Raw genomic sequence first — 16,848 nt, 5'->3', positions numbered from 1 at the left:
CCGCCCGCTCCGGTCGTGGGCAGCACCGCGGTCGTCTCGGCATCGGATATAAAACGCCCGCGCCCCGCGCCCGCAATGGCCTCGGGCCCGGCCCCGGATCCAGTCCCGGCGCCGGTCCCGGACCTTTTCTCCGGCACCTGGCGCTCCTGCGCCGACCCGCCCTCGGACCCGCCGTCCGGGCCTGCGCCGGACCGGCCGCCGAATTCGCCGGCGGACCGACCACCTGAATCGCTGACAGACCGGCCACCGGACTCGCTGACGAACCAGCCGTCGAACGCGTCGTCGGGCCCGCTGTGAGGATCCCGGTCCGCGCGGAGGGAGGTTGTGCTTCCCCTCTCCGGGAGTGCCCGGGTGTCGCCCCCTGCCATGGGAAGGTTCCGGGTCGTCGCTGCGACGTCGGACCGTTCTGGTTGGGCGTCTTCTCGCCACTTCTTCACGCGCGCACATCCCCCCACGGGACAGTTCCGGGTGCGCTCACGACACCGAGCACCCGTCGATCGAACCGAGCCCCCACCCGGCCCGAGCGCCCCCTTTACCACAGCGTGCTCGGGCCACGAATGTAGCGTACGCGGAGGATGTGTGGTCACCGCGTATCAGTTCCCGGCGCACATCACATCCTCGTCCATGGCCGGAATCCATCCCCCGGCGGGGCGCCGCAGCCATCCCTCCGCCGCGGCGACCTGGGACGCCGCCCGCCGAAGCGCATCGAATCCGGGGTGGACCAGTCCCTTTCGCCACACGAGTGACACGGGCGAGAGCGGGACCGGATCGACGAGCGGGCGCAAAACCGTCCGTGGCATGGCCGGAAAGTCCACTACGGCGAGAATCGGGTTCCGCGTCTTGGCCATCATCCGCTCGAACTCCTCGTCCCCGACGGCCAGCGGAAGAGGTGGCGCGAGCCGGATGTCCCACCCCTCGAAGAGGCGACGCGCGAGGTCGGTCCACTCGGGGGTGCGCGGATTGCCGGCCCCGGCGTACACGGTCTCGCCCGCGAGCGCGGCTGGCGGCACCGCCTCCAGCGAAGCCAGCGGATGGTCGTCGGGCAGCACCAGGGCCATGGGTTCATAGCGGACCGGCTGCTGTTCGAGTCCGGCCCGCAGCACCGGGTCGAGGCCCGCGAACCGGCCGAAGGACGCGTCGAGCCGGCCCGCGAGGAGTTCGGCCGCCGCCCCGGTCAGCCCGCTCTCGTAGCGGGCCATCAGCTCGTGTTCCGGGGCTAGCTCGCGGGCCCGGTGCAGCACGCGGCGGCCGGTGGCCAGGCCCGGCGAGTTCAGGTCGACCAGGAGGGGCCGGGCCCGGCCGGCGGCTGCGAGCAGGTCGTCCTGGGCGGCGAGCACCCGGCGGGCGTACGGCAGCAGGCGCGCGCCGTCGGCGGTCAGCGTCACCTGCCGGGTCGTACGCAGGAACAGTTCGGCGCCCAGTTCCCGCTCCAGCCGCCGTACGTCCCGGCTCAGCGCCTGCTGGGCGATGTACAGACGGGCGGCGGCCCGGGTGAAGTGCAGTTCCTCGGCGACGGTGACGAACGCGCGCAGGAGGCGGGGGTCGAGGTGGGCGGGAGCGGGCACACCCGGAATCTACAACGGATGTGCGTGAATCCGCACCGAACAGGTGTTGGACCCCGGGACCGCCCCCGGACGACGGTGACCCCATGCCACCGACCCCCGCCGAACCCGAGACCGGGCCGTCCCCCGAGACACCCCCGAAGGCGCGCGCGCAACCGGCCGCCGCAGCGCCGCCTCGGCAGCAGACCGAAACGGCCCGCGACACACCCGCGGAACCCGCGACACCCCCCGCGTCACGGCCCCCAGCACCCCACAAGCCACCCACCGCACCACCGGCCCGAACAGCCCCCGAGCCCCTGACCCACACCGCCGGCCGAACAGCCACCCCGGTCCCCGCCGGGGCACACACCGAGCCGTCCCCCGAAGCACCGTCCGAACCCCCCGCCCGGACAACGGCCCCGGCCCCCGTCGGAACCCACCCCGAGCCTTCTCGCCAGAGGGCCGACCGAGCCCCCGGCAGGGCGACCCCGTCGGCCCCCTACCGTCGTCTCTTCGCCCGCCCCGGGGTCCGGGCCTTCACCGTCGGGAACCTGATCGCCCGGCTGCCGATGGGCATGTTCAGCGTGAGCGCCGTCGTGATGATCGCCGGCGCACGGGGCTCGTACGCGCTCGCCGGCGCCGTCACCGCGGTCGGTCTCGGGGCGACGGCGGTGGCCGGGCCGTGGCTCGCGCGGCTGGTGGACCGGCACGGGCAGGCCCGGGTCGCCGTGCCGGCCACGGTGTGCGCGGTGCTGGGCAGCCTCGCCCTGCTGCTGTGCGTGCGTTACGGCGCCCCGAACTGGACCCTGTTCGCCGCGTACGCGGCCACCGCCACCACCCCCAACATCGGCGGACTGTCCCGGGCCCGCTGGGCGCATCTGCTGCGGGACGACCCCGGCGCCCTGCACACCGCGAACTCCTTCGAACAGGCCGCGGACGAGTTGTGCTTCATGCTCGGCCCGGTGCTGGCGTCCTTCCTGACCGGGACGTTCTTCCCCGAGGCCGGCACGCTCGCCGGGGCGGTACTGCTGCTGACGGGCATGCTGGTGTTCGCGGCGCAGCGGGCGACCGAGCCGCCGCCGCGGGCGGTGCGCCGGGGCCGCTCGCCGCTGCGCGCCCCGGGTTTCCCGCCGCTGCTGGTCTGTTTCGTCGCCACCGGCGCCGTCTTCGGCTCGATGGAGGTCGTCACGATCGCCTACGCGGACGGGCAGGGCCACCGGTCCGCGGCCGGGGCGGTCCTCGCCCTGCAGGCGGCGGGCTCGTGTGCGGCCGGGCTGTGGTACGGGGCGCGGGGCCCGGCCCGCGCGCGGCTGCCGAGGTGTCTGCTCGCGATGACCGCGCTGATGCTGCTGCCGCTGCTCGCGGCCGGCGTCTCGGGATCGCTGTGGGCGCTGGCGGCGGCCCTGCTCGTGGCGGGCATGGCGACCGCGCCGACGATGGTCACCGCGATGACGCTGGTCCAGCGGCAGACCCCCGAGGGCCGGCTGAACGAGGGGATGAGCCTCGTGGTCACCGGGCTGCTCCTCGGCATCGCCTGCGGCTCCGCGGGCGGCGGCTGGGCCGCACAGCACGCCTCGCCGACGACGGGCTTCGCGGTGCCGGCCGCGGCGGCCGGCACCGCGCTGCTGATCGCCTCGGCCACCGCCCGGCCGCGATGGTCGCGGCGAGCCCGTCGAACCGCTTGAATCAATTCTCGCCGCGCCCATTGACGCACTCAAGGGCCTCACCTACCTTCCCCCGTCGAAGCGCTTCGACGCCGCGCATCGAACTGGTTCGACGGGACCGGTGCCCCGCTGCACGGCGACCCCAGAACCATCCGACTCCCCTGGAGGCACAGGATGTTGACGGCACGAAGGCGTGTGGCGGCCGCTGCGGTGATCCTCTCCGGGTCCCTGCTGTTGACCTCCTGCGGCGGCTCGGACGACGGCTCCTCCGACGGCAGGACGCTGCGGCTGTGGCACTACGAAGCGCCCAACAGCGCGATGGGCGTGGCCTGGAAGGAGGCCGTCAAGGAGTTCGAGGCCCGGCACCCGGGTGTCACGGTGAAGTTCGAGGAGAAGGGATTCGAACAGATCCAGAAGACGGCGCCGATGGTGCTCAACTCCTCCGACGCGCCCGATCTGATGGAGTACAACAAGGGCAACGCGACGGCGGGTCTGCTCTCCAAGCAGGGCCTGCTCACCGATCTGACCGCCCAGGCCACCACACGCGGCTGGGACAAGAAGCTGAGCGCGGGCGTCCGCACGACCAGCCGGTACGACGCGAACGGCGTGATGGGCTCCGGCACGTGGTACGGCGTGCCCAACTACGCCGAGTACACGATGGTCTTCTACAACAAGGACCTGTTCGCGAAGTACGGCATCGCCGAGCCGAAGACGTTCGACGAACTGACCGCCGCCATGGACGCGTTCGTGCACAAGGGCGTCACCCCGCTCGCCAACGCGGGCGCCGAGTACCCGGCCCAGCAGTATCTGTACCAACTGGCCCTCTCCCGGGCCGACCGCGCCTGGGTCGACGCGTACGAGCTGTACCAGGGCGAGACCGACTTCCACGACCCCGCCTGGACCTACGCGGCCACCACGTTCGCGGACTGGGTGAAGAAGGGCTACATCAGCAGGACGTCCAGCGGTGCGAAGGCCGAGGACGCGGGCGTGTCCTGGATCCGGGGCAAGGCGCCGATCCTGTTCTCCGGCAGCTGGTGGTTCGGCCGCTTCGAGGCCGAGGCGACGTTCGACTGGGACACCTCGCTGTGGCCGGGCTCGGACCTGACCCTGGGCTCCGGCGGCAATCTGTGGGTCGTCCCCAAGGCCGCGAAGAACAAGGAACTCGCCTACGACTTCATCGACATCACCCTGTCGAAGAAGATCCAGAACCTGCTCGGCAACAAGGGCGCCGTCCCGGTCGCGGCCGACACCTCGGCCATCACCGAGCCGAGGGCCAAGGCCCTCATCTCCGACTTCAACACCCTCTCCGCCCGGGACGGCCTGGCCTTCTACCCCGACTGGCCGGTCCCCGGCTTCTACGACACCCTTGTCTCCGAGACCCAGAAGCTGATCACGGACAGCGAGCGGCCGGACGCCTACCTGAGCCATCTGCAGAAGGCGTACGACAAGGGCGTACCGGGGCGATGACCGTCACCGTCGCACGCGGCGGGCGGCCGGCGAAGGCCCGGCACCGCGCCGGAACCCCGCCCCGCCGCCGCGACTCCCACGCGCTGTTCCTGCTGCCGGGGGTCCTGGCCTTCCTCGCGGTGATCGTCGTCCCGTTCCTGATGAACACCGGTGTGAGCCTCACCGACTGGCAGGGGGTGGGCAGCCCCGACTGGTCCGGGCTCGCCAACTACCGCGAGCTGCTGGGCGACACCGAGTTCTGGGCCTCGTTCCGGCACAGCCTGTTCATGGTCGTCGCCATGGCGCTCCTGCCGACGGCGCTCGGACTCGTCCTGGCCGCCGCGCTGTTCGACTACATCGGCAAGCACTTCGGCTCCCGGGTCGTGGTGGTGCTGCGCGCCTGTTTCTATCTGCCGCAGGTGCTGCCGATCGCGGTCGCCGGCATCGTCTGGAGCTGGATCCTCGCCCCGGACGACGGCACGCTCAACGCCCTGCTGAAGGCCGTCGGGCTCGGCTCCTGGCGGCAGGACTGGCTCGGCGACCCGGACCTCGCGCTGTACAGCGTGATGGGCGTGATGGTGTGGGTGCAGCTCGGCTTCCCGCTGGTCGTCTTCATGGCGGGCCTGCAACGCGTCGACCCGCAACTGTACGAGGCGGCCGAGCTGGACGGCGCCGGCTGGTGGCGCCGCTTCCGGCACATCACGCTGCCGCAGCTCCGCCCGGAGATCCATGTGGTCCTGACCTGGTGCACCGTCGCCGCGCTCAAGGTGTTCGGCGCGGTGTACGTGCTGACGAAGGGCGGGCCCGGCGGGGCGACCGACGTGCCCTCCTATTTCTCCTTCACCACCTTCTTCGAGAAGACCCAGGTCGGCTATGGCGCGGCGATCTCCACCGTGCTCACGGTCCTCATCCTGGCCCTCAGTCTGCTCGGGCTGAGGTTCCAGAGCCGTGCGGAGGACGCCGAGGAAGGGAGCCGGGCATGACCGGAGTGCTGCGCCGCTACCCGGTGCTGATCGCCCTGTGCGTGGCGGCCCTGTTCATGGTGGTGCCGTTCGTGATCGTCGCCGTCAACGCGGTCAAGTCACCGGCGGAGTACGCACAGGACGGCCCGCTCAGCCTGCCCGACGGCGTCCACCTGGAGGGTCTGAAGGACTTCTGGCAGCGCGTCGACTACGGCCGAAAGCTCCTCAACTCCGTGCTGATCAGCGGCTCGGTGGCGGTACTCGCGGTGGTCGTGTCGGTGCTCAACGCCTACGCGATCGGCATCGGCCGGATCAAGGGCCGTACCTGGGTGCTGGCGTTCTTCGTGCTCGCCAACGTGCTGCCGCAGGAGGCGCTGGTCTATCCGCTGTACTACCTGAGCAAGCAGGCGGGCCTGTACGACACCCGGATCGGCGTGATCATCGTGTTCACGGTGATCCAGGCGGCCTTCGGCACCTATCTCCTCTCCTCGGTGCTGGGCCGGTTCCCACGGGAGATCATCGAGGCGGCCCGCATCGACGGGGCGGACAAGTGGCAGGTGCTGTGGCGGATCGTGGTCCCCGTCAGCCGCCCCACCCTCGGCGTGCTCCTGGTGTTCTTCTTCGTCTGGACCTGGAACGAGTTCCTGCTCCCGCTGGTCATGCTGGTCTCCAACGACAACCAGACCGTGTCGGTGGCGCTCGGCGTCCTGCAGGGCCAGCGGCTGATGGACGCCACCATGACCAGCGCGGCGGCCCTGCTCGGTGTGCTGCCGGCGGTCGTCTTCTTCCTCGTCTTCCAGCGCACGCTCATCCGCGGGCTCGCCGCGGGTGCCGTCAAGTAGGGAGCCCCTGTGAAGTTCACCGACGGCTACTGGCTGTTGCGCGAGGGCGTCACCGCGGCCCATCCGGTCGAGGTCCTCGACGTCACCGCCGCTGGGGACACCCCCTCCGGGAGAGGCACGCTGGAGATCCACGCGCCGACCCAGCCCGTCCGCCACCGTGGCGACCTGCTGAAGGGACCGGTCGTGACGATCAGCGTCCATGCCCCGATGCCCGATGTCATCGGCATCACGTTCACCCACTTCGAGGGCGAGCAGCCGCGCATCCCCCGGTTCGAGGTGCGGCGGCAGGAGGGCGCGGCGCATATCTCCTACGACGACGAGCACGCGATGCTCACCTCCGGCGCGCTGTCGGTCCGGGTGGCCCGCACCGGCCCCTGGCGGGTCGACTTCCTGGCCGGCGGGCGCACCCTGACCGGCAGCGGCCCCAAGGGCATGGGCATCATGCGGGACGCGACCGGCGCGCACTATCTGCGCGAGCAGTTGGGCCTCAAGGTGGGCACCGGCGTCTACGGTCTCGGCGAGCGTTTCGGGCCGCTGGTCAAGAACGGCCAGGTCGTCGACATCTGGAACGCCGACGGCGGCACGGCCACCGAACAGGCCTACAAGAACGCCCCGTTCTATCTCACGGACGCCGGCTACGGCGTCTTCGTCGACCACCCCGGCAAGGTGTCCTTCGAGGTCGGTTCGGAGTCCGTGTCCCGGGTCCAGTTCAGCGTCGAGTCACAGCAGTTGACGTACTACGTCATCCACGGCCCGGCCCCGAAGGACATCCTCCGCAAGTACACCGCCCTCACCGGCCGCCCGGCCCTGCCGCCCGCCTGGTCGTTCGGGCTGTGGCTGTCGACGTCGTTCACCACGTCGTACGACGAGGAGACGGTGACGTCCTTCATCAAGGGCATGCGGGAGCGCGAACTGCCGCTGTCCGTCTTTCACTTCGACTGTTTCTGGATGCGCGAGTTCCACTGGTGCGACTTCCGCTGGGACCCGCGGGTGTTCCCCGACCCGGAGGGCATGCTGGCCCGTCTGAAGGAGCGCGGCCTGCGGGTCTGCGTGTGGATCAACCCGTATATCGCACAGCGTTCCGCGCTGTTCGCGCAGGGCAAGGCCCTCGGTCATCTGCTGAAGCGGCCGGACGGCGCCGTGTGGCAGTGGGACCTGTGGCAGCCCGGCATGGCGCTGGTGGACTTCACCAGCCCGGCCGCCCGCGACTGGTACGCCTCGAAGCTGGAGGCGCTGCTCGCGCAGGGCGTCGACTGCTTCAAGACCGACTTCGGCGAGCGCGTCCCGCTCGACGTGGCCTGGGCCGACGGCTCCGACCCGGAGCGGATGCACAACTACTACACCTACCTCTACAACCGCACCGTCTTCGACGTGCTGCGCAAGCACCGGGGCGAGGGCGAGGCGGTGGTGTTCGCGCGGTCGGCGACCAGCGGGAGCCAGCGGTTCCCGGTGCACTGGGGCGGCGACTGCGAGGCGACGTACGAGTCGATGGCCGAGTCGCTGCGCGGCGGGCTGTCGCTGGGGCTGTCCGGGTTCGGCTTCTGGAGCCACGACGTCGGCGGCTTCGAGGGCACCCCGACGCCCGCGCTGTTCAAACGGTGGATCGCCTTCGGTCTGCTGTCCTCGCACAGCCGACTGCACGGGTCGTCGTCGTACCGGGTGCCGTGGCTGTTCGACGAGGAGTCCGTCGATGTGCTGCGTCACTTCACCCGGCTCAAACTGCGCCTGATGCCCTACCTCTACGAAGCGGCGCGCACCGCCCACGAGGAGGGTGTGCCGGTGATGCGGGCGATGGTCCTGGAGTTCCCGGACGACCCCGGGTGCGCGCATCTGGAGCGGCAGTACATGCTCGGCCCGGATCTGCTGGTCGCGCCGGTGTTCAGCGACGAGGGGGACGTGACGTACTACGTGCCCGAGGGCACCTGGACCCGCTTCGCCGACGGGCGCACGGTGACCGGGCCGCGCTGGGTGCGCGAGCGGCACGGCTTTCTGAGCGTGCCGCTGCTCGTGCGGCCGGGGGCGGTGATCCCGGTGGGCGCGGTGGACGACCGGCCGGACTACGACCACGCCGACGGGGTCACGCTGCGCGCGTTCCGGCCGGCGCGCGGCGCACAGGTGACGGTGCGGGTCGGGGACGTGACCTTCACCGTCGTACGGGAGGGCGACACGCTGCGGGCCTCGGCCGGCGACCCCTCGCGGCCCTGGGCGCTCGCGGCCGGGGAGCGGACCGCGCGGGCCCGGGCCGGTACCGGGTTCCTCACGGTGGAGCTGGGCTGATGGTCAAGATCACCGATGTGGCGCGGCACGCCGGGGTCTCCCCCAGCACCGTCTCCTACGCCCTGAGCGGCAAGCGCCCCATCTCCGAGGAGACCCGGCGGCGCATCGCGGCGTCCATCCGCGAGCTGGGCTACCGCCCGCACGCAGGCGCCCGCGCCCTGGCCGGCAGCCGCTCCAACGTCCTCGCCCTGGTGGTCCCGCTGCGCGCGGGCATCCATGTGCCGGTGGTCATGCAGTTCGCGGTGTCAGTGGTGACCACGGCCCGGCGCCACGACCACGATGTGCTGCTGCTCACCCAGGAGGAGGGCGAGGAGGGGCTGCGTCGGGTCGCGGACACCGCGCTGGTGGACGCGCTGATCGTGATGGACGTCCAGCTCCACGACCCCCGGCTGCCGCTGCTGCGCTCGCTGGGCCGGCCGTCCGTGCTGATCGGGTTTCCCGCCGAGCCCGCGGGCCTGACCTGCGTGGACCTCGATTTCAAGGCGGCAGGCGAGCTGTGCGTGGAACGGCTGGCGGGGCTCGGGCACCGGGTCGTGGCGCTGGTCGGCTCGCCGCCCGAGGTGTATGTGCGCCGGACGGCGTTCGCCGAGCGGGTGGTACGGGGCTTCACCGCGGCGGCCGACCGGCGCGGGCTCGTCTCGGCCGTCCACCCGTGCGAGGCCACGCCCGCCGCGGCCCGCCGGGTCGCCGAGCGGCTGCTGCGCGAGCAGCCCGCGCTGACCGGGGTCGTCGTGCACAACGAGGCGGTGCTGGAACCGCTGATCGACGCCTTCGGACAGCTCGGGCTGCGGGTTCCCGGCGATCTGTCCGTCACCGCGATCTGCCCCGACGAACTCGCCGAGTCGCTGCGCGTCCCGGTCACGTCGGTGGCCCTGCCGTCCGCCGAACTCGGGGAGCGGGCGGTGGAGTTGCTGATGGGGAAGCTGGCCGGCAGCGAGATCCCGGAGGCGACGCTGCTCGTCCCCCGCCTGACCGAACGCGCCACCACCCGGCCCCGCACGGCGCCCTGAGTGCGGTGCGCCATGACGAGGGCCCGTCGTGGCGAAGCCCCCGCTCGCGCGGCGAAGCCGCGTGACAACGACGAAGGCTCGTGACAACGACGAAGGCGATGTGTGCCCGCGCAGTCCGCGGGCGCACATCGCCTGTCGTATGTGTGGAGATGGCGGGAATCGAACCCGCGTCCAACGGTGCGGAACCAGGGCTTCTCCGTGTGCAGTCCGCTGCGCTTTTCTCAGCCCCGGAGATCACGCGGACAAGTCTCCGACGGGCTCAGTCACTGTTTGGTTTCCCTCTTCACCCCGTGACCGGGATCAAGGTTTAGTCCCCTAGTTGATGCCAGGATCCGGGTCGGGAACAGCCCCGGGCTGACACTCCCTTTAGTAGGAGGCTCGCTCTGGCTGCCTATCAGGCAGCGAGGGCGAAGGCCTGCTGGGAGGAATCGCGCTTGGTATTGGCGATTATTTTTTTCGGCCTGTGGTTTACGAGATCATGGCCGCTTCCTCGACACGCTTCCCCTGCTTCGACAACCGCTGTCGAAACCGATCATCCCCATATTGACTTTTCAAGTCACGCACCCGCCCCGGGGTGCGCTGCCATCGTACGTGACCAACGCACCCGGATGCCAGCGTATTCCCGCCGGCCGGTCAGGACTGGCCGCGCTGCCTGCGCCGGGCCGCCGCCACCGCGCGGTCCGCCTCGCGCCGGTCCTGCTTCTCGCGCAGCGTCTGGCGCTTGTCGTACTCCTTCTTGCCCTTGGCGAGCGCGATCTCGATCTTGGCCCGGCCGTCCTTGAAGTACAGCGCGAGCGGCACGATCGTGTGACCCGTCTCCTGGGCCTTGGCCTCCAGCTTCTCGATCTCCGCGCGGTGCAGCAGCAGCTTCCGCTTGCGGCGGGCGCTGTGGTTGGTCCAGGTGCCCTGGGTGTACTCCGGCACGTGCACGTTGTACAGCCACGCCTCGCGCGCGTCGAGCTGCACGAAGCCGTCGACCAGCGAGGCCCGTCCCTGGCGCAGCGACTTCACCTCGGTCCCGGTGAGGACCAGACCGGCCTCAAAGGTGTCGAGGATGTGGTAGTCGTGCCGCGCCTTCTTGTTCTGCGCGATCAGCTTGCGCCCTTTTTCCTTAGCCATAGTGCCGACCATTTTCGCACCATGGAGGGGGTGTGGGGGAAGCCGATAAACCGCGGCGCTACGACGGGTCGCCGAGCCCGCCGAGCACGGTCTCGGCCCGCTCCAGCGCCCGCTGGCCGGCCACCAGGTCGGGGGTGATGCCCCGGCCGTCGACGGTGTGCCCGGAGGGGGTGCGGTAGTGGCCGACGGTCAGCTCGGCGACGGAGCCGTCGGGCAGCCGGGTCGGCATCTGGACCGAGCCCTTGCCGAAGGTGCGGGAGCCGACGACGACCGCGCGGCCCCGGTCCTGGAGTGCGCCGGTGAGCAGTTCGGCCGCGCTCATCGTGCCGCCGTCGACGAGGGCGACCAGGGGTCTGGTGGTGTCGCCGCCGTCCTCAGCGTGCAGGGCGCGCTGCTCGCCGTCGACGTCGTAGGTGGCCACGAGTCCGCCGTCGAGGAAGGCGGAGGCCGCGGTGACGGCCTCGGTGACCAGGCCGCCGGAGTTGCCGCGCAGATCGAGGACGATCCCGGCGCGGGCCGGGGTCTGCCGCACGGCGCTGCGCACGACGTCGCCCGCGCCCTTGGTGAAGGCGTCGATCCTGATGACGGTGACGCCCGCGGAGAGCCTGCGGACGGTCACGGAGTCGGTGGACAGCCGGGCCCGGCGCAGGGTCTCGCTCCATGTGCGCGTGCCACGCTCCAGGCCCAGCCGGACGGCGGTGCCCGTGGGGGCGTCCAGCGCGTCGCCGCGCAGCAGGGCGACCACCTCGGTGACCGGCCGCCCGTCGACCGCGGTGCCGTCGACGCTGCGCAGCCGGTCACCCTTGCGGATCCTGGCGGCGGCCGCGGGCGACCCGGGCTGCACCTTGGTCACCTCGATACGGCCGTCCCCGGCGCGCCGTGCCCACAGGCCGACGCCGGTGTACTGGCCGTCAAGGGCCTCCTCGAACTCCTGGTACTCGCCCTGGGAGTAGACGGCGCCCCAGCGGTCCCCGCTGCGGCTCACCGCTCGTTCGGCCGCCTCCATGGGGGACTTGCCGTCGGCCATGGCCTCGGCGGCGGCCTTCTGGACGGCATCGGGCCGGACGGTCGCGCGGGCCGCGTCCTGGGGGACGGACCCGCGGCCGGAGTCGGCGGGGTCGGGGAAGGAGCCGGTCGCGGCGCCGGTGACGAGCACACCGGCGAAGACCAACGTCAGGGCCGCCCCGCGGCGGAAGCGGCGGGACTGACAGAGGGGGTCACGGCCTGACATGCCGGTGAGTCTAGGACAACGCGAAGGGCCGTACGGCCGGTTGACCGCACGGCCCTCTTGGCGTGCGTCACACCTTCAGGTACTTGCGCAACGCGAAGAACGCGGCAAGCGCGGGCATCAGCAGGCTCGCCGCGAGGATCAGCGGGAGCTTGGTGAACACGGCGTCCCAGCCGATGAAGTTGATGAGGTTCAGCTTGGACGACAAGGCCATGCCGTGGTCGATGGTGAAGTACCGCCCGAGCACGAGGAAGATGCAGGCGAGACCGCCGCCGATGAGCCCGGCGACCGCGGCCTCCATGATGAACGGCGCCTGAATGTAGAAGCCGGATGCGCCGACCAGCCGCATGATCCCGGTCTCACGCCGTCGGCTGAACGCCGAAACGCGCACGGTGTTGACGATCAGCAGCAGGGCGACGATCAGCATCAGCGCCATGACGCCGAGCGCCGCGTTGTTCATCAGATTGAGCAGACCGAAAAGATTATCCAGGATCCCCTTTTGGTCCTGCACCGACTGCACGCCGTCACGCCCGTCGAAGGCGGTCGCGATGACCTGGTACTTCTCCGGGTCCTTCAGCTTGATCCGGTACGACTCCTGCATCTGGTCCGGGGTGAGCGAGCTGGCCAGCGGGGAGTCGCCGAACTGCTGCTTGTAGTGCTTGTACGCCTCGTCCTGCGACTCGTAGGTGACCTTCTGGACGACCGACATCTTCTGCAGGTCGGCGAGGATCTGCTTCTTCTGGTCCTCGGTGGCCGCGCCCTTGGCGCAGTTGGGGTCCGACTCGGCGTCGCTCTTGTTGCAGAGGAAGATCGAGACGTTGACCTTGTCGTACCAGTAGCCCTTCATGGTGGTCACCTGGTCGCTCATCAGCAGCGAGCCGCCGAACAGGGCCAGGGACAGGGCGACGGAGACGATGACGGCGAAGGTCATCGTCAGATTGCGGCGGAGACCTACACCGATCTCCGACAGTACGAACTGGGCGCGCATGGCGTCGGATCAAGCCTTTCCGTGGATCTCGTGCGGTGTCAGTGCTGGTAGCCGTAGACGCCGCGGGCCTGGTCGCGGACGAGGCGTCCCTTCTCCAGCTCGATGACGCGCTTGCGCATCTGGTCCACGATGTTCTGGTCGTGCGTCGCCATCACCACGGTCGTGCCGGTCCGGTTGATCCGGTCGAGCAGCTTCATGATGCCGACGGAGGTCTGCGGGTCGAGGTTGCCGGTGGGCTCGTCGCAGATGAGCAGCTTGGGCCGGTTGACGAAGGCGCGCGCGATGGCCACGCGCTGCTGCTCACCACCGGACAGCTCGCCGGGCATGCGTTCCTCCTTGCCGCCGAGCCCGACGAGGTCGAGCACCTGCGGCACGGACTTGCGGATCTCTCCGCGTGACTTGCCGATGACCTCCTGGGCGAAGGCCACGTTCTCCGCGACCGTCTTGTTCGGCAGGAGGCGGAAGTCCTGGAAGACCGTTCCGAGCTGGCGCCGGATCTGCGGCACCTTCCAGTTGGATACGCGCGCGAGGTCCTTGCCCAGGACGTGCACCTGGCCGTGGCTGCACCGCTCCTCGCGGAGGATCAGCCGCAGGAAGGTGGACTTTCCGGAGCCGGAGGACCCCACGAGGAATACGAACTCGCCTTTCTCCACTTCCAGGGACACGTCCCTGAGTGCGGGGCGGGTCTGCTTGGGGTAGACCTTGGAGACATTGTCGAATCGGATCACGGATGCACCACGGGTCGCCGGGGGTAGATGTGCGTGACCATACGCGAACCCGGCGGGCGAGCGCAGTCGCCGGCCGGGGTTGTGCGGAGCTTGTACATTTTTGTGCCGGGTATCGGGGGTGTATCTGCCGGGTATCGGGCTTGTAGGCGGGGACCGCCGGATGCCGGTGACCCGCGCACGCTCCGCGGGAACCTGGCACAGTGGTGAGGGGAACGTTCTCGTTCCCGTAGGCGTTGTTCGAATGACGGCCGGTGCAAGGAGGGCGAGCGCATGACGTACGACCGGTTGGTGTGCGCGAACTGCGCGGCGCCTGTGAACGAGGGCCGGTGTCCCGTGTGCCGGGCCAACCGCGAGCGGCTGCAGCAGCAGGGCTTCTTCCAGGACGGCTTCTTCGCCGGTCTGAACCCGATGGCGCTGATCGCACTGCTGGCGGTGCTGATCGCCGCGGTGGCGCTGCTGGCGCACCAGACCGCGTGAGCGGACCACAGAGCGACTGAGGACGGCCGAAGGGCCCGGAGCGGCAGGCTCCGGGCCCTTGGTCATGCGTCATCCGTACGGACCGCACGAACGTGACTACGCTCAGTCACGCTCAGGCTGCGGCGCCGCCCCGACCGCCCGCGAGGCGCGGCAGGACACGGAAGGCGACACCACCGGCGATCATGGTGGCGGCGCCCGCGATCAGGAACGCGGTCTGCCCGGCACCCGTCTCGGCGAGTTCGTCACCGCTGCCCTGGGCCTGGGCGCCGGCGGCCGGGGTGTCCGGGCCGGTGCCGGTCAGGGCGGAGGAGCCGCCCTCCTGGGCCGAGCTGCCGGAGCCGCCCTTGGGGTCGGTGTTGCTGTTGCCGCCGCCGTTTCCGTTCCCGTTCCCGTTGCCGTTCCCGTTGCCGTTCCCGTTGCCGCCGCCGTGGGTCGGGTCGGAGGTGGGCTCCTCGGTCGGCTCGGTGGGCTCCTCCGTGGGCTCGGTGGGCTCCTCCGTCGGCTCCGTCGGCTCGTCCGAGGGGCCCGAGGACTCCGGCGGCGACTCCGGGGTGGTCGGGATGCCGGTGTCGGTGGGGCCCGGGCTCGGCGACTCCTCGGAGCACAGGACCCCGAGCAGGCAGTCCGACTCCGCGGCGGAGGCGGCGCCGGCCGCCGTCAGCGAGGCGCCGGCCGCGATCACGGCACCGGCCGCGATCCGCGCGATCCGGATCCGCGTCTTCTTGGTCATGTGGTTGCTACCCCCAGTAGCTGATGGTCAGTGTGCGGCGCATGGGGCCGACCGTGATCGACGGGGGTAGCCGGTGAAGTCCGTGTCCTTCAAGTCCTTCAAGTCCTTCACGCCCCCCGGTCCACATGCGCCCCAGAGATACGCATGGCACGCTTCACCCTTCCCATTTTCCAAGGGATCGTCAAGGCCGTTGCGTGCGCAATGTCCAGCACCAGGGCATTTACGGGGAGTTGGCGCCCGTGAGCGTGATGTAGAACCCGGACAAATGGCAACTGCCGCCCCGAGGGCGGCAGTTGCCATTGTCGACTTGGCTGCTTCGGCTACTTCTCCTGCTGCTTGCGCCAGCGAATCCCGGCCTCCAGGAAGCCGTCGATCTCACCGTTGAACACGGCCTCCGGGTTGCCGACCTCGAACTCCGTGCGCAGGTCCTTGACCATCTGGTACGGGTGCAGCACGTACGAACGCATCTGGTTGCCCCAGGAGTTGCCGCCGTCGCCCTTGAGGGCGTCCATCCTGGCCTGCTCCTCCTGCCGGCGCCGCTCCAGCAGCTTGGCCTGAAGGACGTTCATCGCGGTGGCCTTGTTCTGGATCTGCGACCGCTCGTTCTGACAGGAGACCACGATGCCGGTGGGGAGGTGGGTGATGCGGACCGCGGAGTCGGTGGTGTTGACGCCCTGACCGCCCGGGCCGGAGGACCGGTACACGTCGATGCGCAGCTCGGACTCGTCGATCTCGACGTGGTCGGACTGTTCGACGACGGGCAGGACCTCGACACCGGCGAAGGAGGTCTGGCGGCGCCCCTGGTTGTCGAAGGGCGAGATGCGCACCAGCCGGTGCGTGCCCTGCTCCACGGAGAGGGTGCCGTAGGCGTAGGGCACCTGCACGGCGAAGGTGGTCGACTTGATGCCGGCCTCTTCCGCGTACGACGTCTCGTAGACCTCGGTCTTGTACCCGTGCTGCTCGGCCCAGCGCATATACATGCGCTGCAGCTTCTCGGCGAAGTCGGCCGCGTCGACGCCGCCGGCCTCGGCGCGGATGTTGACGAGCGCCTCGCGCGCGTCGTACTCCCCGCTGAGCAGCGTGCGGACCTCCATCTCGTCCAGCGCCTTCCTGACCTCGGTCAGCTCGGCCTCGGCCTCGGCGCGGGTGTCGGGGTCGTCCTCGGCCTCGGCCAGCTCGAAGAGCACGCCGAGATCGTCGATCCGGCCGCGCAGCGCCTCCGCCTTCCTGACCTCGGCCTGGAGGTGGGAGAGCTTGCTGGTGATCTTCTGCGCCTCGTCCGGGTTGTCCCACAGGGACGGCGCCGCCGCCTGCTCCTCAAGCACGGCGATGTCGGCCCTCATCCTGTCGAGGTCCAGGACGGCCTCGATCGACTCCATGGTCGAGGAGAGGGACTTCAGCTCTTCGGATACATCGACGACTGCCACGCCTCCAGACTAACGGCAATGGCAACCGACCTCGCCCGCCCGCCACCCTCCGACCGACCGAGACCGCGGAGCGGCCGCGGGGAGGCGCCGTCACGGTCTGGCAGCGGGCCGGGGCCCTCGCGGTCAGCGGGCCCGAGGTGCCGGGGCGCGACGCCATCCCGGACGGTCGCCGGTGTGACGCCAGTAAGGGGCACGGGGCTGAGCCCGGTCTGCGGCTCCGCCGCGTGGGCGCGACCGGCCACAGCGGCGGCGCGGTTTCCCACCGGGCTCAGCCGGCGCGGCGCACTTGACGCGAGCCAAGCACCGCGGCCACCCGCCGTTGCCCCCACGGGCGATCCGGTCGCCGGACCGGCGGAGCACCCCGTGGGGAACGTCACCGTGTCGTGGACGTGCCCTGCTCCGAGCCGCC

Annotated in this window: 14 protein-coding genes and 1 other RNA gene; 7 read left to right on the top strand and 8 right to left on the bottom strand. The window is 70.6% G+C overall.

Going from position 1 to position 16,848, the window contains the following annotated elements; translation table 11 throughout:
- Nucleotides 1-593: 593 nt before the first annotated feature.
- Nucleotides 594-1,565, bottom strand: a complete 972-nt coding sequence (locus tag ACFYTE_RS29120; protein WP_388716586.1) for a LysR family transcriptional regulator — start codon at nt 1,563-1,565, stop codon at nt 594-596.
- A gap of 545 nt (nt 1,566-2,110) precedes the next feature.
- Here ACFYTE_RS29120 and ACFYTE_RS29115 point away from each other — a divergent pair.
- The 6 genes from ACFYTE_RS29115 to ACFYTE_RS29090 all read left to right on the top strand — a co-directional run bounded on the left by ACFYTE_RS29115 (nt 2,111) and on the right by ACFYTE_RS29090 (nt 9,742).
- Nucleotides 2,111-3,226: an MFS transporter gene (locus tag ACFYTE_RS29115; RefSeq protein WP_388716582.1), complete on the top strand. Its 1,116-nt coding sequence runs from the start codon at nt 2,111-2,113 to the stop codon at nt 3,224-3,226.
- 153 nt (nt 3,227-3,379) lie between these two features.
- A complete protein-coding gene (locus ACFYTE_RS29110; RefSeq protein ID WP_388716579.1) occupies nt 3,380-4,672 on the top strand; it encodes an extracellular solute-binding protein in 1,293 nt (430 codons plus the stop codon).
- Nucleotides 4,669-5,634 carry a carbohydrate ABC transporter permease gene (locus ACFYTE_RS29105; RefSeq protein ID WP_388716576.1) on the top strand — a complete coding sequence of 322 codons (966 nt, stop codon included), beginning with the start codon at nt 4,669-4,671 and terminating at the stop codon, nt 5,632-5,634. Before ACFYTE_RS29110 ends, ACFYTE_RS29105 begins: the two co-directional genes overlap by 4 nt.
- Nucleotides 5,631-6,455, top strand: coding sequence for a carbohydrate ABC transporter permease (locus ACFYTE_RS29100; protein WP_388716573.1), 825 nt, complete (start codon nt 5,631-5,633; stop codon nt 6,453-6,455). The genes ACFYTE_RS29105 and ACFYTE_RS29100 overlap by 4 nt, the downstream gene beginning before the upstream one ends.
- Before the next feature lie 9 nt (nt 6,456-6,464).
- A complete protein-coding gene (gene yicI / locus ACFYTE_RS29095) occupies nt 6,465-8,732 on the top strand; it encodes an alpha-xylosidase (RefSeq protein ID WP_388716569.1) in 2,268 nt (755 codons plus the stop codon).
- The gene (locus tag ACFYTE_RS29090; protein ID WP_388716566.1) at nt 8,732-9,742 is read left to right on the top strand and encodes a LacI family DNA-binding transcriptional regulator; all 1,011 of its coding nucleotides are present in this window, start codon (nt 8,732-8,734) and stop codon (nt 9,740-9,742) included. Before yicI ends, ACFYTE_RS29090 begins: the two co-directional genes overlap by 1 nt.
- 141 nt (nt 9,743-9,883) lie before the next feature.
- Here the strand turns inward: ACFYTE_RS29090 and ssrA are convergent.
- The 5 genes from ssrA to ftsE all read right to left on the bottom strand — a co-directional run bounded on the left by ssrA (nt 9,884) and on the right by ftsE (nt 13,805).
- Nucleotides 9,884-10,282: a transfer-messenger RNA gene (ssrA, locus tag ACFYTE_RS29085) on the bottom strand.
- Between the two features lie 93 nt (nt 10,283-10,375).
- Nucleotides 10,376-10,861: an SsrA-binding protein SmpB gene (gene smpB / locus ACFYTE_RS29080; protein ID WP_388716563.1), complete on the bottom strand. Its 486-nt coding sequence runs from the start codon at nt 10,859-10,861 to the stop codon at nt 10,376-10,378.
- Nucleotides 10,862-10,919: 58 nt separating this feature from the next.
- Nucleotides 10,920-12,092: a S41 family peptidase gene (locus ACFYTE_RS29075; protein WP_388716559.1), complete on the bottom strand. Its 1,173-nt coding sequence runs from the start codon at nt 12,090-12,092 to the stop codon at nt 10,920-10,922.
- Between the two features lie 67 nt (nt 12,093-12,159).
- Entirely contained in the window at nt 12,160-13,077 is a 918-nt protein-coding gene (ftsX, locus tag ACFYTE_RS29070; RefSeq protein ID WP_388716555.1) for a permease-like cell division protein FtsX, read from the bottom strand.
- A 38-nt stretch (nt 13,078-13,115) separates the two neighbouring features.
- Nucleotides 13,116-13,805: a cell division ATP-binding protein FtsE gene (gene ftsE, locus ACFYTE_RS29065; protein ID WP_361289025.1), complete on the bottom strand. Its 690-nt coding sequence runs from the start codon at nt 13,803-13,805 to the stop codon at nt 13,116-13,118.
- Nucleotides 13,806-14,075: 270 nt separating this feature from the next.
- On the opposite strand from ftsE, the gene ACFYTE_RS29060 reads away from it, so the two are divergent.
- A complete protein-coding gene (locus ACFYTE_RS29060; RefSeq protein ID WP_388716551.1) occupies nt 14,076-14,282 on the top strand; it encodes a hypothetical protein in 207 nt (68 codons plus the stop codon).
- Nucleotides 14,283-14,394: 112 nt separating this feature from the next.
- Here the strand turns inward: ACFYTE_RS29060 and ACFYTE_RS29055 are convergent, their stop codons facing one another.
- Both ACFYTE_RS29055 and prfB read right to left on the bottom strand, forming a co-directional pair.
- On the bottom strand, nt 14,395-15,012 hold the full coding sequence (locus tag ACFYTE_RS29055; protein WP_388716549.1) for a hypothetical protein: 618 nt from the start codon (nt 15,010-15,012) through the stop codon (nt 14,395-14,397).
- A 320-nt stretch (nt 15,013-15,332) separates the two neighbouring features.
- Complete coding sequence (gene prfB / locus ACFYTE_RS29050) at nt 15,333-16,439, bottom strand: peptide chain release factor 2 (RefSeq protein ID WP_388716545.1); 1,107 nt, start codon at nt 16,437-16,439, stop codon at nt 15,333-15,335.
- Nucleotides 16,440-16,848: the final 409 nt, after the last annotated feature.

It is taken from the genome of Streptomyces sp. NPDC004629 (assembly GCF_042873595.1).
Taxonomy (GTDB): domain Bacteria; phylum Actinomycetota; class Actinomycetes; order Streptomycetales; family Streptomycetaceae; genus Streptomyces.
The sequence above is the reverse complement of the archived record's forward strand: the minus strand, read 5'-3'. Positions and strand labels throughout refer to the sequence as shown.

Excerpts from the sequence above, each read along its gene's own strand:
- ftsX (WP_388716555.1), bottom strand. The coding sequence starts at position 13,077 with ATGCGCGCCCAGTTCGTACTGTCGGAGATCGGTGTAGGTCTCCGCCGC.
- smpB (WP_388716563.1), bottom strand. The coding sequence starts at position 10,861 with ATGGCTAAGGAAAAAGGGCGCAAGCTGATCGCGCAGAACAAGAAGGCG.
- ACFYTE_RS29055 (WP_388716549.1), bottom strand. The coding sequence starts at position 15,012 with ATGACCAAGAAGACGCGGATCCGGATCGCGCGGATCGCGGCCGGTGCC.
- ACFYTE_RS29110 (WP_388716579.1), top strand. The coding sequence starts at position 3,380 with ATGTTGACGGCACGAAGGCGTGTGGCGGCCGCTGCGGTGATCCTCTCC.
- ACFYTE_RS29100 (WP_388716573.1), top strand. The coding sequence starts at position 5,631 with ATGACCGGAGTGCTGCGCCGCTACCCGGTGCTGATCGCCCTGTGCGTG.
- ACFYTE_RS29060 (WP_388716551.1), top strand. The coding sequence starts at position 14,076 with ATGACGTACGACCGGTTGGTGTGCGCGAACTGCGCGGCGCCTGTGAAC.
- ACFYTE_RS29090 (WP_388716566.1), top strand. The coding sequence starts at position 8,732 with ATGGTCAAGATCACCGATGTGGCGCGGCACGCCGGGGTCTCCCCCAGC.
- ACFYTE_RS29075 (WP_388716559.1), bottom strand. The coding sequence starts at position 12,092 with ATGTCAGGCCGTGACCCCCTCTGTCAGTCCCGCCGCTTCCGCCGCGGG.
- ACFYTE_RS29115 (WP_388716582.1), top strand. The coding sequence starts at position 2,111 with ATGGGCATGTTCAGCGTGAGCGCCGTCGTGATGATCGCCGGCGCACGG.
- ACFYTE_RS29105 (WP_388716576.1), top strand. The coding sequence starts at position 4,669 with ATGACCGTCACCGTCGCACGCGGCGGGCGGCCGGCGAAGGCCCGGCAC.